The organism is bacterium (assembly GCA_016708025.1).
In the GTDB taxonomy this organism is placed as follows: Bacteria; Zixibacteria; MSB-5A5; order GN15; family FEB-12; genus FEB-12.
The window spans coordinates 231,579-247,792 of sequence record JADJGQ010000001.1 but is presented as its reverse complement, the minus strand read 5'-3'; the positions used below and the strand labels follow the sequence as shown (position 1 = coordinate 247,792).

Genomic DNA, 16,214 nt, shown 5'->3' with positions numbered 1-16,214 from the left:
AGCATACGCAAGCGGCCCTCCCTTGTCAACGGGATAAACTTTCCCTAACTGCTTGGATGACAATGCAACGGGAGGAGGGGAGTTGGTTCCGGGGCCGGTCGAACCGACCCCGGAACGGAAGACTTACGAATTGGTGCGCTGGATAACATCCTGATGGTCAGGAGACTCGGCCAGAAGATGTCCGCCACGGGTTTCATGGTATTGGACAGCCGCTCGGACGAACTCTCTAAACAGCGGGTGTGGGCGGAGCGGGCGAGATTTTAGCTCCGGATGGAACTGGACACCGACAAACCAGGGGTGTGTCGGGACCTCAACGATCTCGACCAGCCGGTTGTCCGGTGATGCACCGGCCATGAGGAGGCCCTTGTCTACCAGCATATCCCGGTAAGCATTATTCAATTCATAGCGATGGCGGTGACGTTCGGAGATCTCCGTCGCACCGTAGGCCTCATACGATTTGCTGTCCTTGCGCAGTATACAGGGGTAGGCGCCGAGACGCATGGTGCCACCAAGTTCAGTGACTCCTTCCTGATCGGCCATCAGGTGGATGACCGGGTGCTTGAGATCGCGATAAAACTCGTAGCTGTGGGCATCTTCGAGGCCGCAGACATTTCGAGCGTACTCGATGACCGCGCACTGCATTCCCAGGCAGATACCGAAGAAGGGGATATTCCGTTCGCGGACATAGCGAATGGCCTCGATCTTCCCTTCCACTCCCCGTTCGCCAAAGCCACCGGGGATCAAAAGTCCATCAACATCGTAGAGGAACTTGCCGGCTCCCCCCTGCTTGATATCTTCGGAACTGATCCAGATAAGACTTACTTCGGCATCGGAAGTGACACCGGCATGCACAAAGGACTCAATGATCGATTTGTAGGCGTCTTTGAGATTCACATACTTCCCGCAGATACCGATCTTGATATGCCGACGTGGATTTTTGATCGTGTGCACCATCTCACTCCACTCGGTCAAATCCGGTTCTGGGACATTCCACCGGAAATGGTCACAGACGATCTGGTCAAGCTGCTGGTCATGGAAATGGAGCAGCACCTCGTAAATGGTGGGGACATCTTCGGCGGCGATCACATTGCGCGCCGGAACAGAACAGAAGAGAGATATTTTCTGGCGAAGACCTTCGTTGAGCGGCTTCGATGAGCGACAGAGAAGGATATTCGGTTGAATACCGATCTCGCGGAGTTCCTTGACAGAGTGCTGGGTCGGTTTGGTCTTAAACTCTCCGGCCGCGGCGAGGTGTGGGACCAGAGTTACATGGATATAGAGGACATTGTCATGTCCTTCTTCCATCCCGATCTGGCGAATAGCCTCCAAAAACGGTAGAGATTCGATATCGCCTACAGTACCGCCTATCTCGCAGATGACGACATCCGGCTTTTCCACATGCGGGGGGATTTTGCGGACCCTGCTTTTGATCTCTTCAGTGATGTGCGGGATGACCTGCACAGTAGCGCCGAGATAATCGCCACGCCGTTCCCGGGAAATTACTGTGTGGTAGACCTGTCCGGTGGTGACATTGTTCGCCTTGTCCAGAGACTGGTCGAGGAAGCGTTCGTAATGGCCAAGATCAAGATCGGTCTCAGAGCCATCGTCGAGTACAAACACTTCGCCATGCTGAAACGGATTCATGGTCCCGGGGTCGACATTGAGATACGGGTCGAATTTGATCGAGCGGACTTTCAGTCCTCGCTTGTGCAGGAGAAAGCCGAGAGAGGATGCGGCAATCCCTTTGCCCAGCGATGAAACCACACCGCCGGTCACAAAGACATATTTGGTTGAGTCAGTGGCAGACATATCTATTCCCTGTGTTAGACTAATTCCAGCTTGCGAATGTCATCGGGCGTATCGACCGAGACCGATCGTACCTTACTCTCAAACAAGCCGATCCTGCCCCCGTGTTCCAAGATGCGCATCTGTTCCAGCGATTCCATCTTCTCCAGCTCCGAAGGGCGCCATTTGGCAAAAGCCTCTAGCCCCTTGCGCCGGAAGAAGTAGACGCCAATATGTTTCAGATAATGATATTGGGCGAGTCGCTCGTTTGAGCTTGGGTGCTGAATGAATGGGATCGGATATCGAGAGAACCAGAGGGCTAAACCCTGCTGTGAGCAGACCACTTTGACGGTATTGGGGTCGTAGAGTTCTTCCTCAGACCTGATCGGCGTGGCGGTGGTGGCAAACAGGCTCCCCTTGGACTTGCGCATCAGTTCGACACCTTTGTCGATCACTTTGGCGGGGAGAGTCAGATTGTCCGCCTGAATATTGATGATTATCTCGCCACCGATCCTGGCGGCGGCTTCAGCCACGCGATCCGAACCGGAGAGATGTTTCTTTTTCGAAAGGAAGACTTCGGCGCCAAACTCCTCGGCCACGGACTGGATCTCTTTGCTGTCGGTGGCGATGACGAGTCGGTCGACCCGTTTGGCTTTGCGCATTTCATTCCAGACATAAAAGAGAAGCGGCTTTCCTTGGTAGGGGTACAACACCTTACCGGAAAACCGCCGGGACCCTAATCGCGCCGGAATGACTGCGAGAACTTTTGGTTTCATCCCCCAATTACCTTTGGCACGAGGAAAAATTCCCCATCCTGAAGCGGTGCATTGGCGAGTGCCTGGTCGCGCGGCAGGGAAGGTTCGGCGATATCGTCGCGGAACACATTCTCGGCCGTGATGAACTGGTTTTGGGGTTCCACTCCCTCGGTATCCACCGTTTTCAATTGATCGATATACTCAAGGATCACCGTCAGTTCGGTGGTGTAAAGTTCGACCTCTTGTGGGGTGAGATTGAGCCGTGCGAGACGGGCAATATGCTCTACTTGAGCGTTTGAGAGTGGCATGGGTGAAGTTACGCAACCCCAGGGAGGCCGTCAAGGGCTAAAAATGAAACTGTGAAACTGTGCGTATTGGGACAAATAAGTTGTTTGGGCCGCTAAAGTTATCGCCGAGTGTTCCGACATTTCAACTACATGTACCATAATGAAACAAGGAAATATGGGACTATGACACCCGGGCAGTTTCACCTTGAAGCGGAACTGGCTGACCGCATTGCCACATCGCGGAATGACCTTCGTCTTTCCGACCAGGCAACTGAAGCCGGCATTGTTTCACTTCTTATCAGCGTTTCCACTCGTGGCTGGTTGAGCGATAGCGAGAAGCAGCTTCTCGATACGCTCGTACCATCACACTGCATCAGTTTTCTCATGTTTGATGGAGAATACCTTCACCCTGAATCCGTTCCACTACTCAATGCCGACCAGCTTGAGGCATCCTACCTGCATGACAATGCGGTCTACTCGCATCGTCAGCGGCTGGCCTCCGGCAGTTTCACCAGCAGTCGCGTGCATGCGATTCGCCTGGGAGAGTTGAACGGCAGACCGCTCACTTTCGGAATGATCGGCCGCGACTACGGCGACCCATTCGATCGTACAGCGGATGACTTCTCGCTGCTCACCGGACGATTCCGTTCGGCTGTCGCAAGGGTCCAGGAGGTGGCCAAGCGACTGGCGGCACACTTGAATTCGGAGTCGCCTGCACTGGTCGTCAATCGGTGTTCCGGAAGGATCGTGGCGGCCAACGGGCCATTCTGTGCGATCTGTTCGGTAGACTGCAACGAGTTGGTGAAGAATGAGTTCAGCCGGGCTATGCGATCATTCGGTGACCTGCTGGCGGGGCATCTATTGCATGCGGAGAATATTCGGGTCGACGATATCGATCTCTCCCTCGTGACCTTTCGACCGAAGGAGATGAAAGCCAACGACCTGGCCGGCAGCATGTATCCGCGGTTTATCGAGTCACTTCGCCGCGCCACGCAGGCGCTTCATTCGACGGCCCACCATCTGGAGGGGATCATTAATTGGCAACCCGGACATCCGGAGACCGAATTGCTCCGACTGATTCAGGAAGAGACAACTGAACTGGAACAGGTAGTGCATCGCTACCAATTGCTGACGGTTTTCGACAGTCTCCGTCGAGAGCGGATCAATCCGGCCGAGGAGTTGCGGCAGACAGTCACGCATGCGGCGATCCACCACCCAAGCCGCCACCTTACCATGACGGAGCAGTGGGCGACGAAGATCGAGCTGGCGGTTCCGCCCGAGGCACTGGCAGTTTTATACGAAACTATCCTGGAGATCCATTTGACCTCGAGTGGCTTTGCCACAGCGACCTCGGTAAATTTCGAAGTGGACGATGAGCAGCGGTTGACGGTACGATTTGAAACGACCTCAACCCATACGACCAATCATCTGCACTGCGCGACCGAATGGGGAGAGTATGTTGAATCGCTCGGACGCCTTCTCGGCTTCTCCGTATATCACTGTGCCGGCGACGGCAGCAAGCTTGAAACCATCCTGACGCACCATAAGGATAAATGACCCATGAACAGCAGCACCGTCAACAGCGAGATCCGCATCCTGGTCATCGACGATGAGAAGATGAGCCGTGAATGCATAGTCTCGGTACTGGCGAGCGAACAATTTCAGGTGATGCAGGCCGCGACCGCCGCTGACGGTCTGGGGCTGATTCGCCAGCACTCATTCGACCTGGTGATCACCGATCTGCGGATCGGCGATGATTCGGGGATCGATGTGATTCGCTCGGTCCAGACAACCGTACCGGATACCGAGATCATCCTGATCACCGGTTATGGGACTATCGAAAGCGCCGTTGAGGCGATCCAGGCCGGCGCCTTCGATTATCTCACCAAACCATTCTCCAATCAACATCTGCTAGTCAAAGTCCAGAAGGCCGTTGAACGCAGACTGATGAAACGTGAGATCACTGTACTGCGACAGCATGTCGCCATGAACTATGGTTTCGATAATATTATCGGGATCTCCAAGATCATGTCCCAGCTTAAGGAGACTGCCCAGCGGGTCTCTCCGACCGACATCACGGTCTTGATCACCGGGCCTTCCGGCACAGGAAAGGAACTGTTTGCGCGGGCGATCCACCACCACTCCAGCCGGCGAGCAGGCCGATTCGTAGCGGTCGATTGCAGCGCTATTCCGGAGACTCTGCTCGAGTCTGAGTTGTTCGGCCATGTCAAGGGGTCGTTCACTAACGCGTATCAGTCGAAGAAAGGTCTATTCGAGGAAGCACATGATGGCACGCTTTTCCTGGATGAAGTGTCGAATATCCCGATGTCGACCCAGGCGAAGTTGCTGCGATTCCTCCAGGAATCCGAAATACGGCCAGTTGGAGCGACAGAATCGAAGAAAGTGAATGTCCGGATCGTGGCCGCCACCAACCGGGATCTGAAGATCATGGTCCAGGAAGGAACTTTCCGCGAAGACCTCTATTTCCGACTGAATGTTATCCCACTAACCCTTCCGCCGCTGATCGATCGGCTGGAAGATATAGAAATGCTTATCGACTATTTCCTGCGCAAAATCTCGCACGAGATGAAGGGGCATACGGTCACGATCACTCGTCGGGCGGTCGACAAGATGCTTGGGCACAGGTGGCCGGGGAATGTCCGCGAGCTGGAAAATACACTCAAACGCGGCGCGGCACTCTGCATGAACAATCAGATCGATATCAACGATGTGATCTTCATTGCCGGGGATCGACCGGTCGTTGAAGTGGAAGTACCGACCAGGATGACGCTCACTTTCCGGGGTGGACGCATGGACACCGAGCAAAGGTCGTTGATCGTCAAAACGCTGTCGGAAAATGACTGGAATTTTACGAAGACCGCGCAGGATCTGGGGATCGGAAGAACCACTCTCTGGCGCAAGATCAAGAAGTACAATCTCACTCGCCTGGGGGCGATCGACGAGGTTGAGGTATAGAAGTTAACGAGTCAGGGAGGACCGTAGGCGGCACCGGGATTTCTGGTTCCGCCTTTTCTTTTGGTCAGCGAGGCTGGTTCAGCCGAGCGCGGCGTCGCGCCATATTGTGTTCTTCGTTGGTACGCGAGAAGATGTGCCCACCGGTACCATCTGCGACAAAAAAGAGATAATCAGAGCCATCGGGGTTCATCGCCGCCAGAACAGATGCCAGACCCGGGGAGTTGATCGGCGTCGGCGGCAAGCCCGCGATCCGATAGGTGTTATATATGGTCACGCTGTCGAGATCGTCGCGCAGCAACGGACGATCCAGTCCGCCGAGACCGTAAATAACCGTCGGGTCAGCATCCAGCGTCATCCCGATTCGAAGTCGATTCAGGTACACTGAGGCAACTCTGGTGCGTTCGGATGCCAGGGGAGTCTCCGCTTCAATGATGGATGCAAGGGTGAGTGTCTGGTATTTGTTCAGACCGGTTGCAGTCTGCGTTGCCCAAAGGGAATCTGTCTTCTGCTTAAACATCTGCACCATCTCCCTCACTACCGACCGAAGGGAAACACCCGGATCGAAGGCATATGTCTCCGGGAATAGATGACCCTCGAGATATGGGATCTCCAGGCTGTCGAGAAACGGACGATCCAGATTGAGCTGCATCAGCGCGGCAGAATCCAGAAGGAGCCTGGTCTGCAGGGTAGCCGCGACCTTCCAAATGGGCATCCCCTCAGGAATGGTCACTTCGGTCAGCTTGACATCACCCTGATTGAGTTTGTCGAGGACTGACCGGGCAGAATTCTGGCCAGTGAAAACGTATATTCCGGAGCGGAGTTTCCGGTCGACTTTGAGCAAACGTGCCGGGAGGATCAGTGACCAACGATTAGAGACCACGCCTTCTTTGACCAAACGATCGGCGACCGCCCCAAAGGTATCACCGGTGGTCACTTGAACCTCGATTACCTGGCCGCCAAGATCCTTGCTGTTGAAGTAGAGGTATGAAATTGCGGATATCGCCAGTATCCCAACTAGCAACGATACCGCGCCCGCCATTGCCCACGAAATTCCGGGCTTCTTGAGGCGCCTGAGAATCCAGCCGAGCATTCTGAGGAACAACAGACAGACGCCGACTACCAAAAGGAAGATCGTGGTGGCGGCATACCAGAGATATTCCCAGACCTGGATGTTTGGTTCAGTTTTCAGGGAGTTCCTCCAGATATCGCTGGAGAATGATGACAGCGGCCAGTCGGTCGACCCGTTTTTTGTCTTTGCGTACACGCTGTCCGTGGGCACGGAGGATTGAGGTCGCCTCACGCGAGCTGTCAGCTTCATCTACGCGAACAATCGGTCCGTGATAATGCGTGGAAAGCATGGCAATAAACTGGTCGATCTCTTCGCATTTCTTGCTCTTGTCGCCGGAGGCGAGCAGTGGATAGCCGACCACCACCGTTTTCGGATCATACTCGGCTATTGCCTGGGCAACCATAGTGACAGCTTCGGATATCGAGCGGACCTCGAGAGTCTTCAGTGCCGAGGCGATCACGGCCATAGGATCGGATTTCGCCAATCCGATCCGTTTGGTGCCGTAGTCGATTGCAAGGATGGTGCGGTCGGTCATGATGCCGCAAAGTAGCGCAGTTTAAGCGACTGAGTCAAAAAGAATGTTGAGCCGGGCCAAGAGGAGGGTGGCCCTCATTCCCACTCAATGGTCGCAGGCGGCTTGGACGAGATGTCGTACGTGACCCGATTGACGCCGCGGACATTCCGGATAATCCGGTTGGAGATATGGGCCAGGATATCGTTGTCGATACGTGCCCAATCGGCGGTCATGCCGTCAACCGAGGTAACCGCTCGGAGGGCGACGACATTCTCGTAGGTTCGTTCATCTCCCATCACCCCGACTGCCTTGACCGGGAGCAGGACGGCAAAAGCTTGCCAGATATCATCGTAGATGTTGTGACGGAGCAGTTCTTCGATGAAAATGTGATCAACCTCACGTAGCAGGTCGCACCGCTCTTTGGTGATGTCGCCCAGAATGCGAACAGCCAGCCCCGGGCCGGGGAACGGGTGTCGTCGGATGAACTGGTCGGGAAGGCCCAGCTTTCGCCCAACCACTCGTACCTCGTCCTTAAACAGCTCGCGGAGTGGTTCCACCAGGCGAAGTTTCATCCGCTCTTTCAGCCCGCCCACATTGTGGTGCGACTTAATGGTGACCGATGGCCCCTTGAAGGAAGTCGATTCTATCACGTCCGGGTAAAGCGTCCCCTGCCCCAGGAAATCGACATCACCGATCTTCTCTGCTTCAGCTTCAAAGACATCAATGAAAGAGGCGCCGATGATCTTGCGCTTTTTTTCGGGATCCTCTACCCCGGCCAGTCGGGTAAGGAAAAGTTCGGAGGCATCGACCGGATAGAGGTTGATTCCGAGCGTGCGGAGCATAACGGTGACATCTTCGAATTCGTTCTTACGTAGCATGCCGGTATTGACGAAGACCGCATGTAGCCGTTCGGCGATGGCTCGGTGCAGGAGTACTGCGGCCACGGTCGAATCTACTCCGCCGGAGATACCGAGGAGGACTTTACCATTTCCAACCTGCTGGCGGATCCGGTTGATGGATTCATCAACGAATGATTCGGTGGTCCAATCTCCCTGCAGGCGGCAGATATCGAAAAGGAAGTTGTGGAGGATCTGCTTTCCCTCCGCGGTGTGGTGGACCTCCGGGTGGAACTGCACGCCATAGATGTGACGGGTTTCATCGGCGATCGCCGCAACGGCGAGGCCATCACTTTCCCCGGTCACATGGAATCCCTGCGGCAGGGCAACTATCGAGTCACCATGGGACATCCAGACCTGACTTTTCTGCGATAGACTGCGAAAAAGCGGCGCGGTATCATCGGGGCGGAAAGTGGCGCGACCGTACTCGCGATGTTCACTTCGCATCAATTTTCCACCAAAAACGTCCGCCAGCAACTGCATGCCATAGCAGATTGCCAGGATCGGCACTCCGGATTCGAAGAACTGACGGCTGACACGCGGAGCATCGGCATCGGCGAGAGAAGACGGGCCACCGGACAGGATATATCCCCGGACATTGCGCTCGCGGTAGGCGGAGAGATCGGCATTGAAGGGGACGATCTCACAATAGATGTGTGCCTCGCGAATACGGCGGGCGATCAATTGGGTGTACTGGGAGCCGAAATCAAGGATCAGCACCATTTCATGGGTGGCCACTGTCAGTTCCTTTCTGTTCCGTGATAATGGTATCGTGCAGGTAAGCATCATTGGAGCCAGGTCGATCATCGAGGTAATGCAGACCTCGCGATTCTCGGCGGGAGATGGCGCTCCTAATGATCAATTCGGCGACAGTTGCCAGATTGCGTAACTCGACCACATTGTAGGTCGCCGGAGTGGCGAAATAGTACTGGTCGATCGCCGACCTGATCTGATTGACTTTCTCGTGCGCCAGGGCAAGGCGATCCTCGGTGCGGACGATCCCGACGAAGTCGGACATGACGCGCCGTAGTTCGCGACGGTCATGAGCAATAAGAATCTTCTCGCGAGGATAGGCAAGTGACGAGTGCAGCGCATTCTCAACCTGAACAGGGCGATTAAACTCGATCCCCTTGAGATAATCGATCGATTTCTCGGAGGCAAAACGGGCCATCACGACCGCTTCAAGCAGTGAATTTGATGCGAGGCGGTTGGCGCCATGCATGCCGGTCATGGCAACCTCGCCCGCTGTGAAAAGCCCTGAGAGATTGGTCTCACCTTCGATCGATGAAAGCACTCCGCCGCAGGCGTAGTGTGCGGCCGGGACGACCGGGATGGGACGCTCGGTGATATCAAAACCGTAGCGGAGACATTCGGCGTAGATATTGGGGAAGCGCTGTTTGACAAATTCCGGATCGCGATGGCTGATATCGAGGTAGACGAACTCTTCGCCACTCGCTTTCAGTTCCTTGTCGATAGTTTGTGCGACAATGTCACGCGGGGCGAGGTCTTTCAGTTCGTGCGCATTCTCCATCAAATAGCGGCCATCAGTCGACTTGAGACGAGCACCCTCGCCACGAACTGCCTCGGAGATAAGGAAAGGCTCGCGTCCAGGAGCGTATAGAGTAGTCGGATGAAACTGGATGAATTCCAGATTGGCGACCGGGATACCGGCACGATAGGCCATAGCGACGCCATCGCCGGTGGCGATCTCCGGATTCGAAGTATGATAGTACACCTGGCCGAGTCCGCCGGTAGCAAGCATCGTCACCGGAGCGTAGATGGCGGTGAACAGTCGGCCGACTTCAGAAAAGACAAAGGCGCCGACGCAGGAGGACTGTCCCCCGACTGTCGTCTTGATAAGATCGAGAGCAATATGATCGCGGAAAATCTGTATCGAATCGTTCTTGGCGCGACAGGCGCTGAGCAGGGCGCGTTCGATTTCGCGGCCGGTCAGATCGGATGCATGGACAACCCTACTGGCGGTATGCCCGCCTTCGCGTCCAAGATCGAAGCGGCCATCGACTTTGGTGAAGCGGACGCCATAATCCATCAGCTCCTGAATCACTGCCGGACCAGCCTCGACCACACGCTCGACCACCTCTTTCTTACAGATGCCACAGCCAACACGCAGAGTATCTGCGATATGCGCGTCAAAAGAATCGGTGCCAGAAAGGACCGCGGCAATGCCGCCTTGGGCGCGATTGGTATTGGTGGCAGTCTCCCCCTTTTTGGTCACAAGAGCGATGCGGGCCTTTGGCATGTGCTCGGATACGCGGAGAGCGTAGAACAGCCCGGCAATTCCACTTCCGATCACCAGTATATCGAAATCGCGGTTCATCAGTTTTCTCGCGGCTGAAGTCCAAGTTTATCCGTCAGGTAGGAAACGAGTCGTTCCTCACCGGGGTCAAGGTCGATGGAAAGGCCAAGATAGTAACTCTCGCGGCCAAAATCAAAGTCTCCCAGCTTGACCCAGTCTTTACCGGTCGTCAGGACCAGATCAGATTCATGCTCGTCGGCCAGTTTCTTGATCTTCTCCAACATTGCCTGATCGTACTGCTGGTGGTCGGACAGCTCGAGTGCAAAGTCCAGATCGCCGGCCAGCGAATTCACTTGTTTGCGCAGCGACCGAAAATTGCCGATTCCGGCGAACAGAAAGACCGATTTATCCTCCAGATATTTCACCGGGTAACGCTTATCCGAGCCGATCAGTTCCGTAACCGAGAAGTGTGCATGATACAAAGGCGCATTGGGGTTGTGCTTCTGGATCATTTTCCGAATGGCCGTCCGGTCCTTGGCAAAATTCGAGCGAGTGATAATGATAACATCGGCGCGGCTCAGCGCAGAAACCGGCTCCCTGAGCATACCATAGGGGAATGGACGGAGCATCTGGGGGCGGACTGCGGCATCAAAAGCAAGGATATCCAGATCGCGCGCCAATTTGAAGTGCTGGAAGCCGTCGTCAACGATGATAACATCTACCAGGCCACTTTCGGCGACCCGTCTGGCGGCCTCGGTTTTAGAGCGGTCGACGGAAAAGTGTGCCTCGGGAACGGAATTCGCCAGGAGCATGACCTCATCGCCGGTGTCATCGGTAGAGCGTTCCTGTACTTTGTACCCCTCTTCAACAAAACTGATTTCATTGGTTCGACCATATCCGGATGAAACGATCGCCACCCGAATGCCGGCATCGACCAGATGGCGGGCGAGAAATTCGACCATCGGCGTTTTACCGGATCCACCGACTGTGATATTTCCAACGGACACCACCGGCACAGAAAGCTTGAGCGGATTCCCAGCCATCCTGCGCTTGAGCGCAAAGCCCGCGCGATAGAAAAGCGAGACGATCCAGAGCAGAAAAGCTGGTAACATCAGCAGCGAGAGGCTACCGCGACGGAGGATCGCCTTCCAGATCTTTTCAAGCATGGGCCAGCCGCTTCAGGATATGGTTTCCGGCGATTGCAGTTGCCGATTGGGAGAGATCTGACCGGGTTTTGCGTGCGAAAGTGCGATCGCCGACGATGACCTGAGCGACCGCTGATTCCAATTCGGCACCAGACTGGACCATAGCACCGAAGTGATGTTCGGTGATATAATCGGCGGCATCGCGGACATTGTAGACCGAAGGTCCAAAGAGGACTGGGGTCCCTGCCCAAACCGGTTCAAGCAGGTTGTGACCTCCCAGATCCACCAGCGTTCCGCCAACAAAGGCAAGGTCTGCGGCGGCAAATAGATCTATCAGCATTCCCATACGATTCACGACGCGAATAGTATTGGCTCTGGGGAGGATATCCGTGCCGGCGATCTGTCCGTTCAAACCTTGTTGCTGGATCATGCTCATGATTTCTTCGGTTCGTTCAATATGGCGCGGAACGATGGCGATCCGCAACTGCGGAAAGTTGTTGATCAGATTACGATAGATCTCAATGAGTTGCGCCTCTTCCCCAGGTCGGGTCGAACCGGCGACCAGGAGAAACTGATCCGGATTGACCGAAAGGAAGCGTCGGCTCACCTGTTTCTGGTCGGCGGTCCGTTCGACTAACGGAGCGTCAAATTTCATGTCACCGGCCAGGGTCATTCTAGTTTCTGGGACTCCGAGATCTTGGTAACGCTTATAGTCATCCTTTCCTTTCAGGAAGAGATGATCGTACGTGGAGAGGAGCTTGCCGATCGAACCCCGAACGAAAATATAGCGGCCGTGAGCCTTTTCGGAGAGTCGACCGTTGACCAACACAACAGGGATCTTACGGATTTCCAGTGTTTCGATCAAGTTCGGCCAGATCTCGGTTTCGGCAATCACCACGATGCGGGGTTGCATCCGGTCGAGGAATTTTCGCCAGAGCATGGGGACATCGAACGGAAAATACGAGATTTTTGCAAAATCACCGCAGGCCGATTTGGCGGTCTGATAGCCGGTCCGAGTCATCACGGTGATATGGTAAGTGAGTGTAGGATCGACGCTACGTAGATAATCCAGCAAGTGACTGATAATGCGAACTTCGCCTACCGACGCGGCATGCATCCAAATATCAGCTTTGGCCGGCAGTTCAGTGAGGAGACGTCCAGCCCAGAGTTCATCTGTAGTGGAACGAAACCAGAAGTATTTGAAGGCCGTCCAGTATATCAAATTGGCCACTATTCGATACAACTGCATCATAGGTAGTTCGCCACCAGTTTCGCGGCACGGTCGCTGGCACCATGTCCATGCAGCAGCGATGGGAGAGTCAGCAGATTTCGGTGTATCGTTTCGTATTCTCCGCGATCGGTCCAGAGTCGTTCCATTTCAGAGAAAATGCGGTCAGGTGTGGCCTCATGCTGAATCAACTCCGGGACAACTTTTTTGCCGAGCACCAGGTTGACTAGACCGATCGATTGGATTTTAATAAGTCGTCTTGCGATCTCATAGGTGATCAGACCGGTCTTGTAGACAATGATCATTGGTCGCCCGATCAGGCCGGTTTCGAGTGTTGCAGTGCCGGACGCGGTCACCACCAGATCTGCCTCATAGACGATGCGACGGGCATCGTTGAACACGACCTTTATTCCCTGTTCTTGAAAGGAAGCGACCGTTGATGCATAGTCATAACCATTCTCGATCGCGGCCACAGTGGCTGTGGTCCCATGTTTAGCGTTAAACATCGCTGCGGCCTCTAGCATAGGTAGGAGCATCCGCTCGACTTCCTGCGGGCGCGATCCCGGGAGCAGTGCGATCTGTTTTTTGTTCGGAATGCTCGAGGCGAGGTAATCGGCAGGGATATCTTCGAGCAAGTAGTGACCGACAAATTCAGCTTTTATGCCATGTTGTTCATAGAATGGCTGTTCGAAAGGGAGAATAACGATCATTTGGTCGACCAGTTCGCGAATTTCCGGGATCCGCTTTTTCCCCCATGCCCAGACCTGCGGCGAGATGTAATAGATGATCGGGATACCGAGTTTCTTGACTCGTTTGGCCAGGCGAAGATTAAAGCCGGGGTAATCGACGAGAAGAATGCATTTGGGTCGCCGCGTTTCGATCTCCCGCACCGTGCGCAGCATCAACTCGCGAAAGAAACGATAACGTTTGACGACCTCCCAGAAACCGATGACGGCCAGATCCGAAGGTTCGGCAAGCAGTTCCTGACCGTGTGCTTTCAGTTTCGGACCGCCTAATCCGAAAAGCGTCAAATCTGGTCGCACCTTCTTGAGCGAGGCGACTAGTCGAGCGGCCGCATTATCTCCCGAGGGGTCTCCCGCCGAGATGAATAATGAAGAACTGTCCATTTAGTTTGACTGTGCCACCAGATGCGAGATCGTTTTCATGCCGATCCGTTCAACTTCAAGAGCGACGCGCAGCGCCTCGGTAGCTTCTTCGAGCGACACCGCGACCGAACTGTCATTGATGACGGCATCTATGAATGATTCCAATTCGGCGCCCAGCATGTCCTTGCCGCTGTCGGCTTTCTTGACATAGAGGATATCCTTGCCGGACTTGCCGAGCGGTACACGCATGCCGTGGTCATCGGCTCCCGTCGCAAGACGATATACATCGGCCTGCTTGACCGCCAGATCGAGCGAAAAATAGCCCGAGGGCTGGAAGATGCGGAATTTACGCATCGGTCTGAGAGAAATTCGTGAAGCAGTTAAATTGGCGACCGTTCCGTTCTCAAAAGTCAGACGCGCGTTGGCGATATCCGGATGCTCGGAGACAACTGCGACCGCAGAGGCCTGGATATCAACCAGCGGTGACTTGACGAAATGCAATACGAGGTCGATGTCGTGGATCATCAGATCGAGCACAACGGCAACATCGGTGCCGCGTGGATCAAAGGCGGCTAGACGGTGCGCCTCGATAAATGAGGGACGAATGTCATATGCGGCTAAAGCCTGGACAGCGGGGTTAAATCTTTCGATCTGCCCGACAGCCACCTTTACTCCGTGCCTTTTCCCCATTTCAATCAAGTCGAGCGCCTGCTGGTGAGTCGATGTCACCGGCTTCTCGATCAGGCAGTGGACGCCACGCTTGATCAGTTGGGAGGCAACCTCGAAGTGGGCTGAGGTTGTCACGGCAATGGAGACAGCCTCGGCGCTACCGGCCAATTGCTCCAAAGTGTCAAATGCAGTGATACTGTACTCTTTGGCGTATGATGCGGCACGTTCTCGATCGGTATCATAAACGCCGACCAGTTCGGCATTGGCGAGTTGGGCTATCCAGCGAAGGTGATGTTTGCCGAGGGCGCCGACGCCAACTACGGCGGTTTTTATCTTTCTCATATTTCCCGGAATCTGAGGTGATGGTGAGACATAGTGGGAAGGAAGCTAATACAATCGGAGGCGCGAGGAAAGCGCAAATATCCGGTTGCAGCAGAACGCGTTAGAGCACTATCTCTATCTGCCAGTAGTCGATGCCGCTGTTGAGCACGTCTCGGTCTTCGATTGATGTCGCATAGGAAGCGATCAAGTCGAGTCGACTGAAGAGCCCTTTCGAAGATGATTCCGCGACGGCGGAGACTGTTTGTGTGAGCAATCCGCGAACGGAGAGAGAGGAACCGAGAGTGGCGAGATTGTCGAAATCGCCGTTGGGTGTGCGGCCCAGGCGGAGCCAGAGAAAATCATAGAGTCCGCATTCCAGACCAAGGCCAACCTCGCCCTCTGTGAGCTCGGTGGTCATCTGCTCCTGCATGGCCGCAACCAGGCTGATCCTGGATAAGTTCATTTCTAGTGCCAGTCCAAATACCAGAGAGGATGGGAGCGGGTAGCTATTGTCAATGAATTCGATATCTGCACCCATGTTTTTCAATGAAATTCCGGCAGTAAGACTGGTAAGGGGACGGGGCTTCGGAGTAGCAACTGAAGCCGTCTTTAGGGGAATTCTTACGATAGCGCCAAGATCATATGCAATGCCATCGGCAGTAAAGTCATTGAAGTCTTCCTCGACATAGCGAAATGTCCCTCCAAATCCATAGGCGATGTGGGAACCGCTGGATAGTGCCGCTGTCACCGCATAAGCATTGGAAGTGGCTTCGAATTCTCGGCCGGTTCCTTCATAGGTTCCTTGTTGGTATGTTCGCTCGATCAATGTCCCGGACGAAAGTCTGATCGCCTGGAGACCCAGATGGAGATTCCATCCGTTTTTCAAGGAAGCAACATGACTGGCAAGCCCCAACGATTGATAGTCAACGCCGCTGCCAGAATTGCTTAACTCAGAAGGTATGGGTCGAAAGGTGAAAGACAACGCGTAATCGCCTGAGAGACCCAACGTAGCAGGATTAGTGTAATGGGATTGGCGGTCGATCAATGGAGCGGCAACTTCCCCCATGCCGAGGGAGCGAACGGAGGGCATCATTTCCAGAAATTGCGCACCGGTCGTCCCGACTTTCGCCTGAGCGAATAATGACGAAGACAGAATCAGACTTGTCAGCAGAATCCGGAAAAACATGAAATGCCTCCTACTCCCGT

The 16,214-nt window shown here is 54.6% G+C and carries 14 protein-coding genes; 2 read left to right on the top strand and 12 right to left on the bottom strand.

Annotated elements, in window-relative coordinates; all coding sequences use genetic code 11:
• Positions 1-123: 123 nt before the first annotated feature.
• From IPH75_01075 to gatC, 3 genes are read right to left on the bottom strand one after another with little or no spacing between them, the layout of a single operon-like run.
• Positions 124-1,809 (bottom strand): CTP synthase, encoded by a 1,686-nt coding sequence (locus IPH75_01075; protein ID MBK7140653.1) that lies wholly within the window; start codon positions 1,807-1,809, stop codon positions 124-126.
• 14 nt (positions 1,810-1,823) lie between these two features.
• Entirely contained in the window at positions 1,824-2,561 is a 738-nt protein-coding gene (gene kdsB / locus IPH75_01070; GenBank protein ID MBK7140652.1) for a 3-deoxy-manno-octulosonate cytidylyltransferase, read from the bottom strand.
• Complete coding sequence (gene gatC / locus IPH75_01065; protein ID MBK7140651.1) at positions 2,558-2,848, bottom strand: Asp-tRNA(Asn)/Glu-tRNA(Gln) amidotransferase subunit GatC; 291 nt, start codon at positions 2,846-2,848, stop codon at positions 2,558-2,560. The genes kdsB and gatC overlap by 4 nt, the downstream gene beginning before the upstream one ends.
• 162 nt (positions 2,849-3,010) lie before the next feature.
• On the opposite strand from gatC, the gene IPH75_01060 reads away from it, so the two are divergent.
• On the top strand, positions 3,011-4,384 hold the full coding sequence (locus IPH75_01060; protein MBK7140650.1) for a hypothetical protein: 1,374 nt from the start codon (positions 3,011-3,013) through the stop codon (positions 4,382-4,384).
• 3 nt (positions 4,385-4,387) lie between these two features.
• Entirely contained in the window at positions 4,388-5,803 is a 1,416-nt protein-coding gene (locus IPH75_01055) for a sigma-54-dependent Fis family transcriptional regulator (protein ID MBK7140649.1), read from the top strand.
• Positions 5,804-5,867: 64 nt separating this feature from the next.
• Here IPH75_01055 and mltG read toward each other — a convergent pair whose 3' ends face one another.
• From mltG to IPH75_01010, 9 genes are all read right to left on the bottom strand, one after another.
• Complete coding sequence (gene mltG, locus IPH75_01050) at positions 5,868-7,067, bottom strand: endolytic transglycosylase MltG (GenBank protein ID MBK7140648.1); 1,200 nt, start codon at positions 7,065-7,067, stop codon at positions 5,868-5,870.
• A complete protein-coding gene (gene ruvX, locus IPH75_01045) occupies positions 6,982-7,407 on the bottom strand; it encodes a Holliday junction resolvase RuvX (protein MBK7140647.1) in 426 nt (141 codons plus the stop codon). The genes mltG and ruvX overlap by 86 nt, the downstream gene beginning before the upstream one ends.
• A 74-nt stretch (positions 7,408-7,481) precedes the next feature.
• Positions 7,482-9,068 (bottom strand): glutamine-hydrolyzing GMP synthase, encoded by a 1,587-nt coding sequence (gene guaA, locus IPH75_01040; protein ID MBK7140646.1) that lies wholly within the window; start codon positions 9,066-9,068, stop codon positions 7,482-7,484.
• Positions 9,007-10,620, bottom strand: a complete 1,614-nt coding sequence (gene nadB / locus IPH75_01035; protein MBK7140645.1) for an L-aspartate oxidase — start codon at positions 10,618-10,620, stop codon at positions 9,007-9,009. Before nadB ends, guaA begins: the two co-directional genes overlap by 62 nt.
• The gene (gene lpxK, locus IPH75_01030) at positions 10,620-11,705 is read right to left on the bottom strand and encodes a tetraacyldisaccharide 4'-kinase (protein MBK7140644.1); all 1,086 of its coding nucleotides are present in this window, start codon (positions 11,703-11,705) and stop codon (positions 10,620-10,622) included. The genes nadB and lpxK overlap by 1 nt, the downstream gene beginning before the upstream one ends.
• A complete protein-coding gene (locus tag IPH75_01025; GenBank protein MBK7140643.1) occupies positions 11,698-12,915 on the bottom strand; it encodes a hypothetical protein in 1,218 nt (405 codons plus the stop codon). Before IPH75_01025 ends, lpxK begins: the two co-directional genes overlap by 8 nt.
• Before the next feature lie 17 nt (positions 12,916-12,932).
• Entirely contained in the window at positions 12,933-14,039 is a 1,107-nt protein-coding gene (lpxB, locus tag IPH75_01020; protein MBK7140642.1) for a lipid-A-disaccharide synthase, read from the bottom strand.
• A complete protein-coding gene (locus tag IPH75_01015) occupies positions 14,040-15,029 on the bottom strand; it encodes a Gfo/Idh/MocA family oxidoreductase (GenBank protein ID MBK7140641.1) in 990 nt (329 codons plus the stop codon).
• Between the two features lie 100 nt (positions 15,030-15,129).
• Complete coding sequence (locus tag IPH75_01010; GenBank protein ID MBK7140640.1) at positions 15,130-16,194, bottom strand: hypothetical protein; 1,065 nt, start codon at positions 16,192-16,194, stop codon at positions 15,130-15,132.
• Positions 16,195-16,214: the final 20 nt, after the last annotated feature.

Excerpts from the sequence above, each read along its gene's own strand:
- IPH75_01075 (MBK7140653.1), bottom strand. The coding sequence starts at position 1,809 with ATGTCTGCCACTGACTCAACCAAATATGTCTTTGTGACCGGCGGTGTG.
- kdsB (MBK7140652.1), bottom strand. The coding sequence starts at position 2,561 with ATGAAACCAAAAGTTCTCGCAGTCATTCCGGCGCGATTAGGGTCCCGG.
- gatC (MBK7140651.1), bottom strand. The coding sequence starts at position 2,848 with ATGCCACTCTCAAACGCTCAAGTAGAGCATATTGCCCGTCTCGCACGG.
- IPH75_01060 (MBK7140650.1), top strand. The coding sequence starts at position 3,011 with ATGACACCCGGGCAGTTTCACCTTGAAGCGGAACTGGCTGACCGCATT.
- IPH75_01055 (MBK7140649.1), top strand. The coding sequence starts at position 4,388 with ATGAACAGCAGCACCGTCAACAGCGAGATCCGCATCCTGGTCATCGAC.
- ruvX (MBK7140647.1), bottom strand. The coding sequence starts at position 7,407 with ATGACCGACCGCACCATCCTTGCAATCGACTACGGCACCAAACGGATC.
- guaA (MBK7140646.1), bottom strand. The coding sequence starts at position 9,068 with ATGCTTACCTGCACGATACCATTATCACGGAACAGAAAGGAACTGACA.
- nadB (MBK7140645.1), bottom strand. The coding sequence starts at position 10,620 with ATGAACCGCGATTTCGATATACTGGTGATCGGAAGTGGAATTGCCGGG.
- lpxK (MBK7140644.1), bottom strand. The coding sequence starts at position 11,705 with ATGCTTGAAAAGATCTGGAAGGCGATCCTCCGTCGCGGTAGCCTCTCG.
- lpxB (MBK7140642.1), bottom strand. The coding sequence starts at position 14,039 with ATGGACAGTTCTTCATTATTCATCTCGGCGGGAGACCCCTCGGGAGAT.
- IPH75_01015 (MBK7140641.1), bottom strand. The coding sequence starts at position 15,029 with ATGAGAAAGATAAAAACCGCCGTAGTTGGCGTCGGCGCCCTCGGCAAA.
- IPH75_01010 (MBK7140640.1), bottom strand. The coding sequence starts at position 16,194 with ATGTTTTTCCGGATTCTGCTGACAAGTCTGATTCTGTCTTCGTCATTA.